The sequence below is a fragment of the Rhizobium sp. M10 genome (genome assembly GCF_002531955.1).
GTDB classification, from domain to species: Bacteria; Pseudomonadota; Alphaproteobacteria; order Rhizobiales; family Rhizobiaceae; genus Rhizobium; species Rhizobium etli_C.
Window position 1 is genome coordinate 318,707 of record NZ_NWTA01000006.1, and the last position, 19,394, is coordinate 338,100.

General features: G+C 60.2%; 16 protein-coding genes. 3 read left to right on the plus strand and 13 right to left on the minus strand.

The genetic code is table 11. The features are described 5' to 3' along the window. Window positions 1-37: 37 nt before the first annotated feature. Genes CO671_RS12980 through CO671_RS12990 form a run of 3 tightly spaced genes read left to right on the plus strand, consistent with a single transcriptional unit; the run spans window position 38 to window position 2,373 of the window. Complete coding sequence (locus CO671_RS12980; RefSeq protein ID WP_097606257.1) at window positions 38-787, plus strand: glycerophosphoryl diester phosphodiesterase; 750 nt, start codon at window positions 38-40, stop codon at window positions 785-787. A gap of 9 nt (window positions 788-796) precedes the next feature. Then, window positions 797-1,582: a DeoR/GlpR family DNA-binding transcription regulator gene (locus CO671_RS12985; RefSeq protein WP_097606258.1), complete on the plus strand. Its 786-nt coding sequence runs from the start codon at window positions 797-799 to the stop codon at window positions 1,580-1,582. Beyond that, window positions 1,579-2,373: an HAD-IIB family hydrolase gene (locus CO671_RS12990; RefSeq protein ID WP_097606259.1), complete on the plus strand. Its 795-nt coding sequence runs from the start codon at window positions 1,579-1,581 to the stop codon at window positions 2,371-2,373. The genes CO671_RS12985 and CO671_RS12990 overlap by 4 nt, the downstream gene beginning before the upstream one ends. Window positions 2,374-2,516: 143 nt before the next feature. Here CO671_RS12990 and CO671_RS12995 read toward each other — a convergent pair whose 3' ends face one another. The 13 genes from CO671_RS12995 to CO671_RS34505 all read right to left on the minus strand — a co-directional run bounded on the left by CO671_RS12995 (window position 2,517) and on the right by CO671_RS34505 (window position 19,109). After that, complete coding sequence (locus tag CO671_RS12995) at window positions 2,517-3,428, minus strand: ABC transporter permease (protein WP_097606260.1); 912 nt, start codon at window positions 3,426-3,428, stop codon at window positions 2,517-2,519. Then, window positions 3,425-4,522 carry an ABC transporter permease gene (locus tag CO671_RS13000; RefSeq protein WP_097606261.1) on the minus strand — a complete coding sequence of 366 codons (1,098 nt, stop codon included), beginning with the start codon at window positions 4,520-4,522 and terminating at the stop codon, window positions 3,425-3,427. Before CO671_RS13000 ends, CO671_RS12995 begins: the two co-directional genes overlap by 4 nt. Next, window positions 4,519-6,039: an ABC transporter ATP-binding protein gene (locus CO671_RS13005; RefSeq protein ID WP_097606262.1), complete on the minus strand. Its 1,521-nt coding sequence runs from the start codon at window positions 6,037-6,039 to the stop codon at window positions 4,519-4,521. The genes CO671_RS13000 and CO671_RS13005 overlap by 4 nt, the downstream gene beginning before the upstream one ends. A gap of 3 nt (window positions 6,040-6,042) precedes the next feature. Continuing rightward, the gene (locus CO671_RS13010) at window positions 6,043-7,143 is read right to left on the minus strand and encodes a BMP family ABC transporter substrate-binding protein (RefSeq protein WP_097606263.1); all 1,101 of its coding nucleotides are present in this window, start codon (window positions 7,141-7,143) and stop codon (window positions 6,043-6,045) included. Between the two features lie 21 nt (window positions 7,144-7,164). Beyond that, window positions 7,165-8,544, minus strand: coding sequence for an amidohydrolase (locus tag CO671_RS13015; protein ID WP_097606264.1), 1,380 nt, complete (start codon window positions 8,542-8,544; stop codon window positions 7,165-7,167). Window position 8,545: 1 nt separating this feature from the next. Beyond that, complete coding sequence (locus CO671_RS13020) at window positions 8,546-9,205, minus strand: glutathione S-transferase family protein (RefSeq protein ID WP_097606265.1); 660 nt, start codon at window positions 9,203-9,205, stop codon at window positions 8,546-8,548. After that, window positions 9,202-10,044, minus strand: a complete 843-nt coding sequence (locus CO671_RS13025) for an aromatic ring-hydroxylating dioxygenase subunit alpha (protein ID WP_097606266.1) — start codon at window positions 10,042-10,044, stop codon at window positions 9,202-9,204. Before CO671_RS13025 ends, CO671_RS13020 begins: the two co-directional genes overlap by 4 nt. Then, a complete protein-coding gene (locus CO671_RS13030) occupies window positions 10,041-10,682 on the minus strand; it encodes a Rieske 2Fe-2S domain-containing protein (protein WP_097606267.1) in 642 nt (213 codons plus the stop codon). The genes CO671_RS13025 and CO671_RS13030 overlap by 4 nt, the downstream gene beginning before the upstream one ends. Before the next feature lie 119 nt (window positions 10,683-10,801). Next, window positions 10,802-11,107 (minus strand): acylphosphatase, encoded by a 306-nt coding sequence (locus tag CO671_RS13035; RefSeq protein ID WP_097606268.1) that lies wholly within the window; start codon window positions 11,105-11,107, stop codon window positions 10,802-10,804. A gap of 304 nt (window positions 11,108-11,411) precedes the next feature. After that, the gene (locus tag CO671_RS13040) at window positions 11,412-13,406 is read right to left on the minus strand and encodes a glycosyltransferase (protein ID WP_097606269.1); all 1,995 of its coding nucleotides are present in this window, start codon (window positions 13,404-13,406) and stop codon (window positions 11,412-11,414) included. Continuing rightward, a complete protein-coding gene (locus CO671_RS13045) occupies window positions 13,388-14,620 on the minus strand; it encodes an HlyD family efflux transporter periplasmic adaptor subunit (protein ID WP_097606270.1) in 1,233 nt (410 codons plus the stop codon). Before CO671_RS13045 ends, CO671_RS13040 begins: the two co-directional genes overlap by 19 nt. Before the next feature lie 353 nt (window positions 14,621-14,973). After that, complete coding sequence (locus CO671_RS13050) at window positions 14,974-15,975, minus strand: IS30 family transposase (RefSeq protein WP_097606271.1); 1,002 nt, start codon at window positions 15,973-15,975, stop codon at window positions 14,974-14,976. Between the two features lie 257 nt (window positions 15,976-16,232). After that, entirely contained in the window at window positions 16,233-19,109 is a 2,877-nt protein-coding gene (locus CO671_RS34505; RefSeq protein WP_097606272.1) for a helix-turn-helix transcriptional regulator, read from the minus strand. Between the last annotated feature and the right edge of the window lie 285 nt (window positions 19,110-19,394).

Below are 19,394 nucleotides of genomic sequence, written 5' to 3' on the forward strand. Positions count from 1 at the left end.
GCTCCGAGCCTCAAGAAGTCACGAAAGAGACGAGACAATGACAAGATCAGAACAGCGATCCGGACCCATCCGCAGCGAGGTTCAGGCGCATCGAGGCGCATCGGCGATCGCACCGGAAAACACGATCGCCGCTTTTCGGGCGGCGGCCGAGCAGGGGGCTGAATGGGTCGAGCTGGATGTCGCACTTCTTGGTGACGGAACGGCCGTCGTCATCCACGACGTTTCGGTCGACCGTTGCTCCTCGTCGAAGGGCAATCTCGGTGACCTCAGTGCGGCCGATCTCGATAAGATCGACGCGGGCGCATGGTTTGATCCCCGCTTCAAGGGCGAACCCATGCCAACCCTTGCCGCGGTCGTATCCGCTTTGGGAGAACTGGGGCTGAATGCCAATGTCGAGATCAAGCAGCACCCGCATCACAAATCGCTCGATCAGCTGGTGAAAACGGTTGATGAACACCTGCGGGCACGCGCGCCGCAGACCAAGATCATGATATCGAGCTTCGACGCTGCAGCACTCAAGCGTATGCACGAAATCAACCCAAGCTACGAGCTCGCCATGCTGTGGAGCAAAGTGCCGGATGACTGGAGAGACGTGCTCCAATCGATTCCGGCGACGACGGTCCATCTTGGTTACAAATCCCTCAGCATCGGTTTTCTCGAAGAGGCAGTGCGCCACGGCATCAAGGTTCGGGCCTGGACCTCCAACGATCCTAGGGAACTCGCATCATTTTGGCATGCCGGCTTGACCGGTGTGATAACAGACGATCCGAGTGTTTATCTCTCGTAAGGAAGAGCGATGGGGAGCCGGGTCATATCGAGCCGACAACGCGAAATACTGGCGCTGATCGAAACCGAGGGCGTCCAATATATCGACGAGCTGGCGCGCCGATACGATCTGACGACCCAGACGATCCGGCGCGATATCAATGCCCTTTGCGATCTCGGTCATGCCCGCCGCTTTCACGGTGGCGTCGATGTGCCGGTCGAGGGCAGCAACATCTCGCTCAACGCCCGCGCTCAGCTCAACCGCCGTGCCAAGCGACAGATCGCCAGACGGGTCGCCGCCGATATCGGCGCGGATGCGACGGTGTTTCTCGGGATCGGCAGCACGGTTCAGTTCGTTGCCGAGGCTTTGCGCGATCATCAGGGGCTGAGGGTGATCACCAACAATATCCACGTCGCCTTGACGCTTTGCGAATCTCCCAGTGTCGAAGTCCATCTCACCGGCGGGCTGCTGCGTCATGACGACCGTGACGTCGTAGGCACGGATGTGATCAAGTTCGTCGAGAAATTCTATGCGACCTATGCGGTTGTCGGCGCCGGCGCACTGAACCCGCTGACCGGCCTGATGGACTTCAGCTATGCCGAAGCGCAGATCACCAATGCGCTGCTGGAGAATGCGCAGACGCGCCTTTTGGCGGCCGATGTCAGCAAGTGGACGCGCCATGCGAGCGTGCGCGTTGCGCCCTTCAACAAGATTACCCGCTTTTACACCGACCGGCTGCCGGCCGATGCATCCGTCGCCGGCGTGCTCGCCGAGAGCAGCATGGAGGTGGTGACCTGCGGCGAGGAGACGATATGACGTTCGTAAATCTGGCGCCATCCGCGGCCGAGTTGCAGCACGTGCGTTATCTCTTCACCGATATCGACGATACGCTGACGACCGAGGGGAAACTTCTGCCGCAGACCTATAGTGCCCTTTGGGACCTCAGCCGCGCCGGCATTGCCGTCGTTCCGGTCACGGGCGGTTCAGCTGGGTGGTGCGAACACATCGTCCGTGCCTGGCCTGTCGCCGCGGTCATCGGCGAAAGCGGTGCCTATGCCGTTACGCGCCGCAGCGGCGAGGTTGTCTTCGACTACTGGGAGGACGGCGCGTTGCAAGGCGAGCGTCAACGCCGGCATCTCAAGGCGATCGAAAATCTGATTTCGGAAAAAGGCGGCACGTTCAGGATTGCCCATGATCAGGTGTTCCGCCTGGCTGACGTGGCGATCGACATTCAGGGGCAGGATGCGCGCGCTGTCGAGGAGCTGGCGGGCGATATCAGGGCAATGGGCGGGACCGTCGCCATCAGCTCCATCCACCTCAACACCTGGATCGGCGATTATGACAAACGCGCCATGAGCGAGCGCCTCCTGACCGGCCTATTCGGGGTCGATCCCGCAGAATTGCCTTTCATGACCGCATTCGTCGGCGATTCTCGAAATGATGCGCCGATGTTTGGCTTCATTCCCAACTCTTTCGGCGTCAGCAATATCGTTCCTGTCCTTCCGCATCTGCAGCATGTGCCGAAATGGATCTCCGCCCAGCCCGCAGGGCTTGGTTTCGCCGACATCGCGAGGACGATCCTGGATGCCATGGGCACCAGTCAATGAGGCGCTAGCAGCCTGCAACCAAAGCTGGCGCAAGCTGAGTAAGCCATGCGCCGCGCCTCGGATGCTCGAAGGCCGAACCGCCATCGGAATGGCGGACGAAGATTCGAATCCCGGTTATGACATTGCGCGCCGCAGCATCATCGCTATCGCTCGAACGGCTCGCCGAGCGAGGCGATGCCGTTGAGCTTGAGCAGGCGGCGATCCGCCGAAATGATGCCGAGCACGATGATCGTCACCAGGTAGGGCAGGCATGCCAGCAGCTGCGAGGGGACGTCGAGCCCGGTCGCCTGGGCGGCGAGCCCCATCAACGATACGGCGCCGAACAGGCATGCCCCGAGAAAGATGCGGCCGGTCAGCCAGGTTCCGAAGACGACGAGCGCGATCGCGATCCAGCCACGGCCGGCAATCATCCCGTCCGCCCAGAGCGGCGTGTAGATTGTCGCCGCATAGGCACCGGCAAAGCCTGCCATCATGCCGCCGAATGCGACCGCGGCGAAGCGGATGGCGATGACCGGATAGCCGATGGCATGCGCCGCTTTCGGGTTTTCGCCTATTGCGCGGATGATCAGACCAACCTTGCTATAGGCAAACATCGCCCAGATCGCGATGGTTGCGGCCAGCGAAAGCCAGACGACGATATCCTGGACAAACAGGCCGCCGATGACGGGAAGATCGGAAAGGCCGGGAATGGCGATCTTCGGCAGAGCCCTGACCGTCAGGCTCTCGTAGGTCTTGCCGAACAGCGCCGACAGGCCTTGCCCGAGAATCCCGATGGCAAGCCCTGTCGCGACCTGGTTTGCGTTGAAGCCGAGCACGATGGCCGCAAAGATCAGCGACAGGAGGGCGGCGCCGAGGCCGCCAGCGAGGAAAGCCAGAAAATGGCCGCCGCCGTGATAGACGATTATGAAGGCGATGACGGCGCCGAATGCCATCAGCCCCTCGACGCCAAGATTGAGAACCCCGGCGCGTTCGGCGACCAGCTCCCCGAGCGCTGCCAGGAGAAAGGGGGTCGCAGCCGCCAGCATTCCGGCGAGGATGAACTCGATGGCGTTCACGTCGCGCTCCTGGTTGCCGTCGGACGCCAGGCAAGACGGTAGCGCGTGAAGGCGATGGCGACCAAATAGGCGAGAAGCAGGCTGCCCTGGAAAACCCGGACGGCGGCAACGGGGAGATTGGCCGAAACCATGGCGTTGTCACCGCCGATATAGAGGGCCGCCATGACAATGGCTGAGATGATGATGCCGATCGGATGAAGGCCGCCGAGATAGGCGACGATGATTGCCGCATAGCCGTAGCCGGTGGAGATCGAGCGCTGCAATTGACCGAGGGGGCCGGCGACCTCGGCCGCACCGGCAAGACCGGCTGCCGCCCCGCCGATCAGCAGGGAAAGCCAGATTGCCCGGCTCTCCGTGAATCCGGCATAGCTCGCCGCCCGCGGCGCCAATCCGCCGACCTGCAATTTGTAGCCGATGAAGCTCTTCTGCATGAAGACCCAGGCGGCAATCGACAGGAGGAGGGCGACAATGAGCGAGACATTGACGCGCGTTCCCTCAAGCAGGATCGGCACCATCGCGTCATACTGGAACATGACGGATTGCGGAAAATTGAAGCCGTTCGGATCTTTCCACGGCCCGAGCAGCAGATAATTGAGGAGTTGCACGGCAACGAAGCTCAGCATCAGCGATACGAGGATTTCATTGGCATTGAGCCTGACGCGCCAGAAGGCGGTAAGTGACGCCCAGAATGCACCGCCTATCGTGCCGAGCAGCAGCATTGCCGGCCAGATCCATTGTCCTGTTGCGCCAGGCCACCAGATCGGAATGGCGGAGGCGAAAATCGCGCCGAGCACGAATTGTCCTTCAGCCCCGATATTAAACACCTTGGCGCGGAAGCCGATTGCAAGCCCCTGCGCGATCAGGAGCAATGGGCCGGTCTTGAGGAGAACTTCGGAGAACGACGCCCACGAGACGAAGGGCTCGATCAGCATCGCATAGACGACCGCAGCCGGATCGCGGCCCATGACGACGTAAAGTCCGAGATTGAGAATGACGGTGACGATGAGGGCTAAGGGCGGCGCGAGAAGGGTGGCGGCAAGCGATGCCCGCTCCCGGCGGACCAGCGTGGGCAGGGCGAGGAAGGTTCTGCTCATGCGGGGGCTTTCTCGCGATGCGGCTGGGCTCCGATCATATAACGGCCGATCTCTTCGGGCCTGGTGTCGCGCGTGACCAGCGGCGGGCTCAGCGTGCCGTGGTGCAGGACCTGGATGAAGTCGCAGAGTTCGAACAATTCCTCGAGCTCCTCGGAAATGATGAGGATCGCCATGCCTTCATTGCGAAGGCTGATGAGCCGCTTGCGGATTGCCGCGGCCGCACCGATATCGACGCCCCAGGTCGGCTGGGCCAGGAAAAGAAGCTTCGGCGCCAGCATGATTTCGCGCCCGACGATGAATTTTTGCAGGTTGCCGCCGGAAAGCGACCCTGCATCCGCCTCGGGGCCGGGGGTGCGCACGTCATAGTCGCGGATGCATTCATTGGTGAAGCTCTTTGCCCGTACTTTGTCGAGCAGGCCATGCCTCACAAGGTCGAGCGGATGGGCGGTCAGCAGGCTGTTGAGGGCAAGCGACATTTCGGGAACCGCACCGCGGCCGAGCCGGTCCTCCGGGACGAATGCGAAGCCGAGCCGTCGGCGAGCGGCGGCGTCGAGCGTGCCGACATCGCGGCCCATCATGAAGATCTGGTCGCACTGATCGCGCGGCAGGACGGTCTCGCCTGAAATCAACGCTGCGAGCTCGCTTTGGCCGTTCCCCGAAATCCCGGCAATGCCGAGGATTTCACCGGCGTGCACCGTCAGGCTGACGTTGGAGAGCGGCACGGCGAAAGGATCCGACCGGTAGTCGAGGCCGATAAGCTCCAGGCGCTTTTCGCCCTCGGCCAAAGGCAGGGGAGGCATGGGTTCGGGCATGGCGCGGCCGATCATCATGCGCGCAAGCTCGTGGGCGTCATGCTGGCGCGGATCGACATGACCGGTCACGCGACCGCCGCGCAGGATCGTCGCGCGATCGCAGAGCGATTGGATCTCTTCGAGCTTGTGGGAGATGAAAAGGATGGATACGCCGCCGTCGCGCAGCCGGCGCAATGTTTCGAAGAGCTTTTCCACCGCCTGCGGTGGCAGTACCGACGTCGGTTCGTCGAGGATCAGCAGTTTCGGATCGGTCATCAGGCAGCGAATGATTTCCACCCGCTGCCTTTCGCCGACGGAAAGCGAATGCACATGGGCGAAAGGATCGACCTCGAGACTGAATTCGCGCCCGAGCTTGCGAACGCGCTCGGCAAGCTCGCTCTTCTTGCCGGACACGATCAGGCGGATATTCTCGACGACGGTCAGACCCTCGAACAGCGAGAAATGCTGGAAGACCATGCCAATGCCGGCGCGCCTTGCCTCTGCGGGAGAGGCAAGGCTGACTGGCTGTCCGTTCCATGCGACCGTGCCGCTGTCCGGCTGCTCGACGCCATAGATCAGCTTCATCAGAGTCGATTTGCCAGCCCCGTTTTCTCCGAGGATTGCATGGATGGAGCCGGCCGCGACGTCGAGGTCGATCTGCCGATTGGCATGGACCTGACCGTAGCTTTTGGAAATGCCGCGCAGCGACAGAAGCGGGTTTACCATGGCTTACTTCGGCAACGGCGTCGTCACACCCTTGACGTGCCAATTCATGGCGACGATCTCAGCGTCCGTCAGCGTGGCACCGGAAGCGACGCCTTCACTGCCGTCAGCCTTGGTAATCGGGCCGGTGAATGGCGAGAAGCTGCCATCGGCGATCTTTGCCTCGAGCTCCTTGATCTTGGCCATCGTATCGGCCGGAATCGCTGGGTTCCAATCGACGACTTCGACCACCTTGTCGGCAACGCCGAGGAAGGTATTGGCGCCCTTGAAGGTGCCGGCGAGGTGCGCATCAACCGACGCCTTGAAAAACGGCGACCAGTCAGTGGCGACGCAGCCGAGATAGGTCTTCTCGGCATATTTCTTCATTGAGGAATTGAGATTGAAGGCATAGATGCCGGCGTCCTCGCAGGCCGAGATCACCGAAGGCGTATCCTGCGCATTCGAGAAGATCACGTCGCAGCCTTGCGAGATCAGCGCCTTGGCGGCTTCCTGCTCCTTGGCCGGATCGAACCAGGAATTGACCCAGACGACCGATACTTCGACATCGGGCTTGACGGCCTGTGCGCCGAGCGTGAAGGCATTGACTGAGGTGATCAGCTCGGGAATGGCGAAAGCCGAAACCGAGCCTAGCTTGCCTGTCTTGGAAACGGCCGCCGCTGCCATGCCGAGCAGATAAGTTCCCTGGAAATATTTGGCGGCGAAGGGCGAGAAATTCGGCGCGACCTGGAAGCCTGAAGCATGCAGGACGGTCACCTTGGGATTACGACGGGCAATCTGCAGCGCGCCGTTCTGATAACCGAAGGAGCCGGCGATCAGGAAATGGTTTCCGTCGGCGACCGTCTTGTTCATGATGCGGTCTGCGTCCGGGCCTTCGGCGATGTTCTCGATGATCGTGACCTTCACCTTGTCGCCGTAAGCGGCCTTGATCGGGTCGATGCCGGCGGCAAGCGCATGGCCCCAGCCGACGTCGCCAACAGGCGAGGGAACGACGAGGGCAATGCCGAGCGTTTCGTCTGCGGCAGCCGCGGAGCGGCCGGCAAAAGCCGTCGCGAGACCGGCAGCCGCCGCGCTCTTCATGAGTGTTCTGCGGGTGAGATCGTTGGACATGTCAGTTCCCTCTTTTGGTTTTCAGAATTTCACTGTCTCGAGCGCCGCCTCCGCGGCGGCGAAAAGCATGGCCTCATCGAGCCCGATAAATTCGCCGCCCTGCCAGACGATGCGCCCGTTGATCATGGTTAGATCGGTCGGCATGCCGATCCCGACCTTGGCAATGAGGCTCAACGGATCGTGGCGCGTGCCGACATAATCCATCCGCCTCGTATCGATCGCGAAGAGGTCGGCGGCCATGCCGGGAGCAAGCCGGCCGATATAGCTGCGACCTAGCAGACTTGCGCCGCCCGCGGTCGCATAGTTCAGGAAATCCACGGGCGCGGGAACCGGATGGGCCCGCGTCGATGCCGTCAGGCATTGCAGCATATAGGCAGAGTGGATGCAGTGCATGAGGTTGGAGTTGTCGTTCGAAGCCGCACCGTCGCAACCGAGCCCGATGCGCAGGCCGAAATTCGACATCGCAGGAATGTCCGTCACTTCGGCGCCGACCAGATAGACCGGCTCGGGGCAATGCGAGACGCCTGTGCCGCTTGCCGCCATCTTGCGCAATTCGTCGTGTGTCAGCTCCCAGCAGTGAGCATAATAGGTGTCAGGCCCGGCAAAGCCGATTTCGGCACAGTAGTCGACCGTACGCATCCCGTACCGCGCCTCGATGACGGGGCTTTCGCCTTCACCGACATGCGTGTGCAATTGGACGCCGCGATCACGGGCGAGCGCGACCGACTCGACGAAGGTTTCGCGGTAGCAATTGACCGGCTGGCAGGGGGCGACGACGACCTGCCGCATGCTGTAGGCGCCGGCATCGTGATAGCTGTCGATCAGCCGGGCGCAATCGGCGATGAATTCATCCGTCGTTTCCAGCATGGCGTCCGGGATCGTGGAGCCCTCGGACTTCGGCAGCGTGTTGCCGCCGCGTCCTGCGTGGAAACGCATGCCGAGAAGTTCGGCCGCCTCGAACTGGCGATCGATCAGGCGCTTTCCGGCGTGCCGGGGGAAACAATATTGATGGTCGAAGGCCGTGGTGCAGCCATGTTTGATCATCTCGGCCATCGCCGTGACCGAGGAATGGTAGAAGCAATTCTCGTTCAGCCGCGAGAAGATCGGATAGATCCGGTCGAGCCATTCGATGACGGAGAGCTTCGTCCAATCGAGATCGGCCCGGTTACGCACGAAGCATTGAAAGAAGTGGTGATGGGTGTTGACGAGGCCCGGATAGACAAACCAGCCGGATGCATCCTGGATGATCGTATCGGCCGGCACCGCCTCTTGCGGCAGATTCGCACCGATCGCCTGGATTGCCGGACCATTGGTCAGCAGATCCGCATTGCGGCGCACAGTTGGCCCATTGCCTTCGTCGACAATAATGGCTGCGCAGTTTTTCAGGAGGTAGCCGGCCATCTCACTTCTCCAGACCGGCCGCATGAGGATCGGGCTTCAACTCGTGCAGGCGGTGGATGCCGGGCATTTCGATGAAACCCTCAAGGCTGCGGATGGCTCGCAGCCAGAGCCGGATGTTCGGATAGGGATCGAGCGATATGCCGCCGTCAGGCGCCAGCGCCACATAGGGGAAGCAGGCGATGTCGGCGATGGTCGCGCGGTCCGATACCAGGAACCGAATTCCGCGGAGCCGCTGCTCGAAAAGGCCCGCCTCCAGCTCGCGCAGCGCAGCAACCCCTTGTGCCTGTAGGGCCTCGATATTGCCGGGGCGCAGAAGCATCTGATGCAGCCGTGCGCCGCCAAGATTGGCCGTCAGCCGGTGCGAAAAAGAAAGCCATTGCTGCAGGCGCGCCGTCTCCTGCGGCGCGCTCGCGCCCAACCATTCCGGCCCGCTCAGCGCGGCGAGATAGGCAAGGATGGCTGAAGATTCCGTCAGGACGAGGTCGCCATCCTCAAGGATCGGGATGGAGCCTGCCGGATTGAGGGCCAGAAGTTCAGGGCCGCGATGCTCGGCGCCGGGATGGAAGTCGACCGGCCGGATGTCCAGCTTGACGCCGAGGATCGCAGCCATCAGGCGGATCTTGTAGCAGCTCGGCGAGAGGATGTAGTCGTAGAGCTTCATTGTGCGACCAGCTGCGCCCCATAGAGATAGTTATGGCGCTTTAGCCAGCGCCGGTAAGCGATCGATGTCATGTCGGCCCGGGTCGGAATTTCCATGCCGGGATCGAGCGGCAGAAGCGCCGGGATCTGGTTTTCGAGGATCGACCGATCCTGCAGGAAAATCATCTGCTGAAAATGGATGAGGTCTGTCATTGGCGTGACGTCGTCGAAGAGGGCCATCCACGGCCACACGTCGCAAAGATCTTCCGCAAGCGGCTGGACGAACAGGGTAATGACATCCCATTCCTCCGGGTGGGGAGGGCAGGTCTTGTAGAGCACCGAGCAGGTCGGAGCCGGCACGCGGTACATATATTCGGTGGTTATCCCGCCGGTCGCCGATTTTGCGGCCTGCGGCTGGTAGAATTTCACCTGCGTCGCCCAGACTTCATCCTCGCGGATTTCGACCTTGTAACTTTCGACTTCGGTGTGCGGCTCGGCGCCGAGTATATCCGTATGGACGAAGGGAAAATGCGCGATGTCGAGGAAGTTCTCGACCGCTCTCAGAGGAGAACAGCGTACCCGCACGACGCCCACATCGACGAAGCGGCGGCCGGGCTGATCCGCCTCGGGAATGGCAAAGAGCTCCTTGGCGGGGTTGCCGAGGGAGGACCAGACATGGCCGTAGCGAACGCGAACGGGCAGGGCGCGTCCATCGCTCGATGTAACGCGCGCCGCACCGTCCGGCGTGCGCGTCACCTCTATCGGCTCGCCCATCAAAGCGGTTTCGCTTCCCGCCTTGGTGAGCTGGCTGAAGAGGCCGACCGGGTACCATTGATCGATCATCGCGCCTGCCCCTGTCATGCGGCATCCTTCCGGCCTGTTTCCGCCCCGCGGCGAACTGTCTCGGCGATGCGCGACGCCACGAGCCGATCCGCAACATTGCGACCCTGCTCGACAAGGACGTGGACGAGCGTGCGGTCAGTCTGCGCCGCAGGCAGCAGCCGGATCCAAGGATAATCGACAATGGGGATTAGCCCGTCCGCACCAACTTGTCCGCCGGCCGCCGCTTCGATTGCGGCAATATCGGTCTCCAGCGTCAGCGAACGGAGTGGAACGAGATGGTCGAGGGGTGGCGGTCCGACAGTCGGTTCTCCGACCGCCACCCAGATGATGCCGCCTTGTTCTTCGACCTGCTGAACCGCCACACGGATCGTTTCCGGCGGGACAAGATCGGGATGAGCCGGGATACGGATGCATCGTCCCGTCGGAGAATAGCTCCAGCCATGATAGATGCACGAGAGAGCATCGCCTCGTACGAAGCCATGAGACAACCGCATTCCACGATGCGGGCAGCGATCGGACGATGCCGATAGGCGCCGGGACTGACTGCGCCAAAGTGCGATGGGTCCCGCCGGCGTCCATGCCGGTATGACGGTTGCCGGCGGCAGATCTGCAGAAAGGGCGACCGGCGTCCACGTGCCGGTCGTATCAGAGAGCATGACCTTTACTTCCTCAATTTTACCAATGCATTAGCGCCGCTGGCTATAAACTGCTGCCGAGGTTGCAATCTCAGTTTCCTAGAGAGGCTTGCATAAAAAAATCGCATTGGCAATAATGATTAAATAAAGTGCATCGAGCTATGCCGCGGGATTTGAAGTGTGTCGGCGGGATCTACAATCCTGCGCTGAATCTCGTCGACCCAGACATCGATCGGCCCCAGCGAGCATCCCATTTCCAGCATGTCGATTAGCTCCACAGGCCCTGCGACCTCAAGTTCGACGCGGTCAGCGCCGGCGTAAAAGAAATGCTGCGAAAGGCCGAGCTTTTCGGCATGACGGTGAATCCAGGGGACGAACGACGCGGCATTGACGTCGCCGAGGATCGTGATCCTTTCGCGCAATTCGCCCTGTCGTGACCGTGTCATCGCAGCGTCTCTCATCTGTCTCATGACGATAGCATAAAGGTTCGGTGCATTTGTGAAAGGGCATGAGCAGCCGAAAGGTTTTTGGCTCTTTTGCCACAGATCAGGACCGGCCAGTCAGGTTGCGGGCGGCGTGCATTTGAAATTGGAATTGGCCACGACGCCGCGCCGAAAGGCAGTGAGGCGAGCCCGAGCCCGGGCCTGTCATACCTTGAAGGCGCCGTCATCTCGATCTATTGGCCAGTTTACGATCGGCTCCCAGCGTTCGTGGGACCTGGCCAGAGCGCCACAAATGTCATGCGCTGCACTACAACGTGCGCGTTCGCCCGAATGACCGCAACAACAGATTGATGGAGACTGCAACCTTGTCGATGTCGCGAATGTCCCGCGAATATTGACCGGTGTAGAGTTTTACGATCATGCTGTCGCGGGCAGCGCCGCTGAGTTCGAAATAGAGGTGCAGGTAATAGGCTTGCTTGTCGCCGCTGCGGCTTACGCTTCTCCGTCGTTGGGTGACCTGTCCGAGCTCCGCTTCGAAGGGGGCGAAGCCGGGGAGTTTCAGCATGACCGATTTGGATTGAAATCGGGCCATGGTGGGGACTGCAACGACTGCCTTGTCCAGTGCCAGACTGACGATTTGGCCGGGGACATCGTCGACGACAGCAGGTTCATCGAGCTTGAACGCATGAAACAGCCGCCGGGGTTTCTCAAAGCAGATCAGTGACGCGATGAGCAGGACGACGATATTGATCCCTGACCACCAGGCCGCGACCGGCGAAAACTGGCCTTGCACATGCGACGTTTCCGGCACGACGTTGACCAGCAGGCCAAGGACGGTGACCGTGATCATGCTCGCGATCCAGGCGAAGCTGTAGCGGTCGAACTGGTTCAACTCGTTGCCGCTGCCCTTCGGTGTCACCCTGAACGGCTTGCCGAATGGTCTCACCAGGCTGGAGACCACGGTCGGCAACATGCGGAATGTCGCAAAGGTCCCGACGGCGCTGGAAACTACAGGCAGATAACGGGTCGGCGTGACCCACAGCATGAGTAGAAAATACGCCGCCAGCAGTGGCACCTGGTGAGAGACATAATCGGCTATGTCAGTGAAATGGAGCGGGAGCAGGCCGAACCAGAGATAGACGATGGGGACGAGCAATATCGTGAAGCGGACCAGATACTGCACCAGCCATGACGCCGGCAGGAACATGATCCGTTGAAAAAGCGTCAATCCCGGGCCACGCAGCGGGCCATTATATAGGTAAAGGGTTTGAATACCTCCCTGACACCACCGTTCGCGCTGCACAAAATAACCGGTCAGGTTTTCGGCGGCCAGTCCCATCGATAGCCGCTCGTTCAGGTAGCGCGTCTTGTAGCCTTTGTTGAGCATCGAAAGCGTTGTCAGCAGGTCTTCCGTGATCGACTCCGTCGGAAACCCGCCTATTGCGTCGACGGCCTTGCGGCGGGCAATCGAGCATGATCCGCAGCAGAAACTGACGTCCCAGGCGTCTCGGCTGGGCGCGATCTCGTCGAAGAACAGGCGCTGCTCGTCCGGCCAGATATTCTCCAGGCCAAGGTTTGATTGCACCGGATCGACATTGAAGAAATGTTGAGGCGTCTGGACGATGCCGATGCTGTCATCGCTAAAGAAGGGCAGCGTCCGGCGAAGGAAATGTCGATAGGGCACGAAGTCGGCGTCGAAGATCGCAATGAACTCGCCCGAGCTGACCTTCAGCCCATTGTTCATATTGCCTGCTTTGGCATGGCTGTTGTCGCCGCGCGTGACGTGGATGACGTTCTTTTCTTCGCAATAGGCCTTCAGCCAGTCCCGGCGTTGGTCGTCAAGCACATACACATTCAATTTGTCGGCAGGATAATCCAGCGCGCGGGCGCCGATGATGGTTCGCTCGAGCACGTCGAGCGGCTCATTATAGGTGGGGATGAATACATCGACAGTCGGCAGTTCGCGTTTGTCGCGCGCGAAGAAAACACGACCCAGCCTGTCCGCTTCTGCGCTCCGGTCGACATGGCGGCTCATCAATACCAGAAAAAGGATGACTTCGAAGCAGGCGAGAACCTCGACGACAAAGAGGGTCCAGACCCAGTAGAAGCTCGGACCGTCGCTGGGATAGGGAAGCACGGTCTCCGTCAAGCGCCAGAACATGTATCGCAATGCGAATGCTGCGACAAACGCGCAGGTCACCGCCCGTGTCCAGGTGTGATGGCGCGACCAATTGAACGGCCCCAGGAAAAAGAAGGCCAAAACGGCAAAGGTCGGAGCCAGCGCTACAAGATACTGAACCACAGGCTTTTGACCCAGTTGGATACGTTGATGCCGCGCTTGGAAAACCGTACCTGCACTGTGCGCCCCACCTGGCAGAAGTTCGCAAAGTCGCCGTTCATGAAGGATGGATCGAGGTGAACCCGAATGCGGGCATTGCGCTGTGTCGACGGCGGCAAACTGGCGGCAAAGGAATCGGTCTCGACCGAAGCCGAACTGCCTCTGACAGAGACGACCGTACCTTGGAAAATATCGCTGCGGCCAAACAAACGCACCTGCGCGACAAGTCCCGGATAGATCTCGTCGTAGTTGACTTCGGGAACAAGGATATCCACAAACAGCTCTCGGCAGTCGAGCAGGCGCACCAGCTCGTTGTTCAGCACGACGTTGGAACCGTTGACGATACTCCTGCTCCAGACAATGCCGTCGAACGGCGCGATTGCGGTTGCGGATTCAAGGTTGCCGACGCGGTTTCTCTCTTCGACCAATTGCTTTTGGACTTCGCCGGCTCGTGTCTCATTTTCCGCTATGCGTGAGTTCAAGTCGTTGATGCGAACGACAACCTCGTCTTCACGCTGTCGCGAATAAGGCACGTCATTCTGTCCGTCGCCGAAGACAAAGATACCCTGGCGGACCGCATTGAGCCTTTGTTCCAACTGATCGACAGTCAGATTGCTGATTTCGACCTCCCCGCCGGTCGCAGCGCCGGCGGCACGCGCGGCCTCAACCAGCTTCTGCGTCAGAATACCTTTTGAGTTGAGTGCCATCCGACGGTCCAGGTCGACCTGCGCGACCAGATCCTGGGCTTGCGACACCTCGACTTTTTTCCTGAGGATTTCGACTTCGCGTTCGAGATTGGCAATGGTGGTCTGTCTGTAGACCTCCAATCTGGCAGACAATTCCTCGCGAAGCGCGGACAGCTCGTCCCGTTCCTTCTTCAGTGCCGCGACACGGTCGAGTGCGGTGTTGCGATCTGCCTCGAGCGACGCGAGGATTGCGCGATTGACGCGCGTATTTTTGATTTCTGCGAGCGATTGTCCCGCTTTGACCGGGCTGCCGACCTTGAGGGGTTCTTCCGCAATCGTGCCGTCGATCGGGGCATTAACGACAGCAAACCGGGCATTGACCGTGCCATCAAGGCTCGTAAAGCCGGTAATCGTCGGCAATGAGACGACAGTCACGAGTGTCAGCAGCAGCAGGCCGACGACGATGCGCGTAATGCGATGATTCCAGATCATGGTGACATCCGAAGGTATCGCTTTGCAGCCATCCGTCCCTATCGAGCCGGCACAAACGGATGCAACTCATTCTTGCATAATTTAGCGCATCGAAAAATAGTAGACAAGGGATGGTCGCAAAATCGGCGCATGGCGGAACAGCCGTAGCCGCCAGCCCGCCGACGCAGGCTTGCACCTTGTCGATGGGGGAAACAGTGAGGCATTTTTCGGCCGTGGCGGTCCAATGCCGTCCGCAAATTTCCCGGCGCCGGTCTGACGCGGGGAGAGTGACATTCTTGCTTTGCAGACACAGGACACTTCAACTTTTGGAGAATCTACCCCAAGCGCATCATGCCGTTTTTGAGGGTAGGGGATCATGCCCCGTCTTGCAAATGTGTGAGGAAGACCTCGGCCGGCGTTCGATAACCGAGGCACTTTCTCGGCTGGTCGTTGAGCTGACGGGCGAGCTGGATCAGGTCATGATGCGAGACGGCCGTCAGGTCCGTCTCGCCCGGCATGAAGCGCCGGATGCGCTTGTTGGTGTTTTCCACCGCGCCTTTCTGCCACGGTGCGCTGGGATCGCAGAACCAGCTGCGTGCGCCGATGCCGTCTTCCAAAGCCCTGAATCCGGCAAACTCCGTGCCGCGGTCGAAGGTGAAGCTCTGGCGTGCGAATGCCGGCAAAGGAGAGAATGCTTCGATGATCTTGTCCATGATCGGCCGCGAGTGCCGGCTCTGGTTCTTGATCATCACGGTGTAACGGCTTTTGCGTTCGACCAATGAGGTGAGGTTGGCAGGACCCATATCACGTCGGAAGATCAGCAGGTCGCCCTCCCAATGGCCGAATTGCGATCGATCCCCAATAAAATCAGGCCGTTGCGATATCTTGTAGGCTCCAGGAAACACGCTGTCGCGGGGCTTCCTGGAGCCGCGAGGACGGCGTTTGCGGCGCGCTTCGGGCAAGTAGCGATAGAGGCCCAACCCGTAATCTTCCTTGCCATAGACGAAGCGATAGATCGTTTCGGCGCAAATCCGAACGAGAGTGAGGCCGTCCGCCCACAGGCGGCCAGCGATCTGCTCGGGCGACCAGGAGGCCTGCAATCTGTCGATGACCAGTTCGCGCAATTGCGGATGCCGTCTGAGCTTCCGCAGGCGTTGCCGCCGGTCCTTGGCGATGTCGTTGGCAACCGTCGAGTAATAGCCGCTATATTCGGGAAGCTCGCGATCATGAAACGTATTGCGCCGGATCTCGCGATAGATCGTCGAACGGTGTCGTCCGAGCTGGCGCGCCATCTCATTGACCGGCACCTTACGTTCGACAAGCTGGTGCAGACGGCGTCGGTCGGCGAGCGTCAATTGCAAATAGCATCGAGACATTCCAAAATCTCCAAAGGGAAGCCATTGTTTTTTCTGGCATGTCGCGCTTGGAAATAGAATGTACCTTTGCGGAGGCGAATCTGGCGTAATGCAGGTTATGGAACTCGCTGGATCGGGCTGACCATTACTGATGAACCTTTGGAGAGATTTGGAGCGATCGAAATCGTATGTCCCGGACGAATCTCTATGGCACCGCGACACTCCGAGGCGGAAGGCGGTTGCGCGCAAAGCTGCGACGGCTGGCCATCACTTGGCGGCTATGTCAGCTCAACGATCCGCAGCCGGTGCGCTATCGCGGCAGCGGCGCCGCGACTCGGCACCGATAATTTGCTTAAGATGTTGGACACGTGCACGCTCGCCGTTTTCGAGGAAATAAACAAATTCCTGGCGATGTCGCGGTTGCTCTGTCCGTCCGCGATGAGCCGAAGTACCTCAAGTTCCCGATCAGTTAGGCCAAATGGCGCTTTTCCAACACAATCGTCCTCCCCATCCCGTAAATCAATCCGGGCCTTCGCAGAGAAGGCCTCAATCTGGTCGGACAGAAGTTTCGCGCCAATCGAATGGGCAAGATGAAATGCCTGTCGGAAATTGCGTGCCGCATGTACTCGCTTGGCGGCGTTCAATGCGGCGGCGCCTGCCTGCATAAGGGCGTATGCCTGCCGGAAAGGCTGGTTCAGATCGGCCCAGCTTCGGGCAACTGCCTCCCATATATTTATGTCAGAGGCCGTAGCGCGCGACATCTCAGCCGAGATTTCCAGACTTTCGGCGTCCTCCACCTTGTTGCGTCGCGGAGCGCGGCCAGCGAGCTCTGCGAGTTCGAGAACAACGTCCTTCTGGCGCGTATCGACCGCAACACGCATGGCGGAGACCATGAGCGGCCATGACACGCCTCCTTGGGTCTTTAGAAACATCAGGGCGGATTTAGCTGAACTTGCAGACCCATCCCGATCGCCCGCGAGAGCTCGGCTTTCGATCTCATATCTACGAAGATTGGCCGCCATTCGATTGGCAACTTGGGGGCCGGGCGGAAGATCGCGCAGCGAACTCACCGCGGCCGCCAGCCGGTCCACGTCTCCTAACACGATGGCGATTTCAGCTTGGCATTCGAAGACGTGAACAAGTCCCAGTGGCAGCGGATCCAACGCCGCCATCCGTTCGCATGTTTCAGTGGCCTCGGAGACCCGGCCCAAGCCTAAATAGGCGCGGCAAAGGGGGGCGCCGACCAGAGCTCCGATATACCTTGCCTGCCCGAGCTCGACCGTGCGCGCGAAGATTGCCGGTCCAATCTCAATAATCTGACTATACTCTCCTGCGTCGAGTAAGGCCTGCAGCAGCGCTGCGCCCGCAAGGACCTCGACTCGGCCGGTGGACGCCTGCTCCGCTCGCCCCACGACGATCCGATGAGCATCGATACAAGAGGCGTTCGCGGGCATGTTCAGCATCGCCCCAATGATCATGCCTTCGATGCGGTATTCCTCATCGTCGAGCCTCTCTGCCAGATCCCTCAATTCCTCTCCCAATCGCTTGGCGCGATCGAACTCCCCCCGCAAGATCAATGCGCGGGAAAACTGCCCCAATGCGTCAGCACGAAGCCTTGTTGGGCCGACTGCATGGTCAAGCGCACGCTCGAGATCTGCGATCTCGCCTGCGACGAGCGAATGCTGACGCATCACCGCACGCTGCAGGAGAAGTGCCGCCAACTGCTCACCACCCCGATCGGCGTCAAGTTCAGCGAGTGCGCGGTCGACAAAGGCGAGCCCCTGCTCCGCCTCCGCCGCCCAACAAGCGGCGTCAGCGGCGAGTTCCAAAACCTTACAATGGTCCGCTCCGATCAATCGCCTTGCATTTTCGACCTCCGGCCATGCCGCCAGCACGAGCTTCAACATCTCCATCTGGTCCATATAGGCGAAAGCGGCAGCGGCTTCCCCCGCAGCTTGCCAAGCCCATTTGAGACAGCGTTCTGCTTGGCCGGCTCCATGCCAGTGCCGCGCAAGCGCTACAGAATGCCAAATGCGGTAGCTTGGAACCGAGCCACGTTCGAGCACGTCGGCGTAGAGGCGATGGATGGCCACCTTTTCGCCAGCGATCAGGTCGCCGCGCACAGCGTCGTGGATGAGCGCGTGGCGGAACGCATATCCATCTCGATCCGGGACCAGGATCCCAGCCGAAATCGCAGGGCGCAGCAGTTCGACCAGATCGAGGTCTGGTTTATTCGTCACGCTGCGAAGAAGCGAATGGGTGATTTGCGGTCCTCCGAGCGCCATGACTTTCAACAATCCGCCGGTGGATGGCGGCACCTCTCTCACGGCTCTCAGCAGATAGTCATTGAGAGAGCCGGTGACATTTGCGCGCAGGCTTCCGCTCGCGTCGATGAGGGCCTCGGTGAACAGCGGAATTCCGCAACCCCGCGCATAGACACTGTTGATCACAGCAGGCTTCGGCGGCCGCCCTAGCAAGCCCTCGAGCTGGACGGCGATCTCTGCATAGGTGAGGCGACGGAGTTGAAGCACCTCGGAGCCCTCGCAAAGAGAGATATCCCCAATGGTAGTCCGCAGTGCGTTGCGGCTTGCCTCCTCGGCTCGATACGTAACGATGAGCATGAGCCGGATGTCCATCAGTCGCCGCGTCAAAAAGCGAAGCAGATCGAAGGTTCCCTGATCGGCCCAGTGAATGTCCTCGATGACCACGACGAGCGGCATCTCCTGTGCCAGTTCCTCAAACAGCTTCCGCAACGTCTCGAAAAGCCGCGACCTTGCGATGCCCGCGTCAAATCGTTCAGATAGCTCGCCGAGTTCAGGAAGGAGCCATGCCAGCTCTCGCGCGCCTTCGCAGCCGACAAGCGATTTGATCAAGGACAGGCCGCGTAGGCGAGCCAATTCATGCAACAGACCTGTAGCGGGCGCATAAGGTAACGCCGATTCCTGTTGCTCAATGCACCCACCCTTAAGGATCAATGCGCGGCCTGAGAGCCGGTTTGTGAATTCTTCCACCAACCGGCTCTTTCCGCCACCAGCTTCGGCCGCGAGAAGAATGCAACGCTGCCGACCGCCCGAGACGTCTCGGAAAGCAGAATCCATCGAATTGAGTTCTGCGATTCGGCCCGAGAACCGCGTCCTTTTGCGGAAAGTCGACAAAAAATGTTCCGAGAGCTGGAGTTCCGAGATTAACGAGTTGAGGTTTTAACCGTGCCGGCGCGCACAATTGGGAGCTGGGTGTGGGGTCTGACGGCTAGTTGGCAGGCTGGCACCGATATCATTCAGGGCTCCCAGATTAGATGTGCTCAATCGTCCGATGATTAATCTGCTCCTCGACGCGCATTTCGCACCAGTCCTACTCAATATGCCTGATGCGGCACCCCCCACCTTAGCCACAGTATGCGGACACGAAGAAGACGTCTACCCACAGGCGACCGGGCAGCC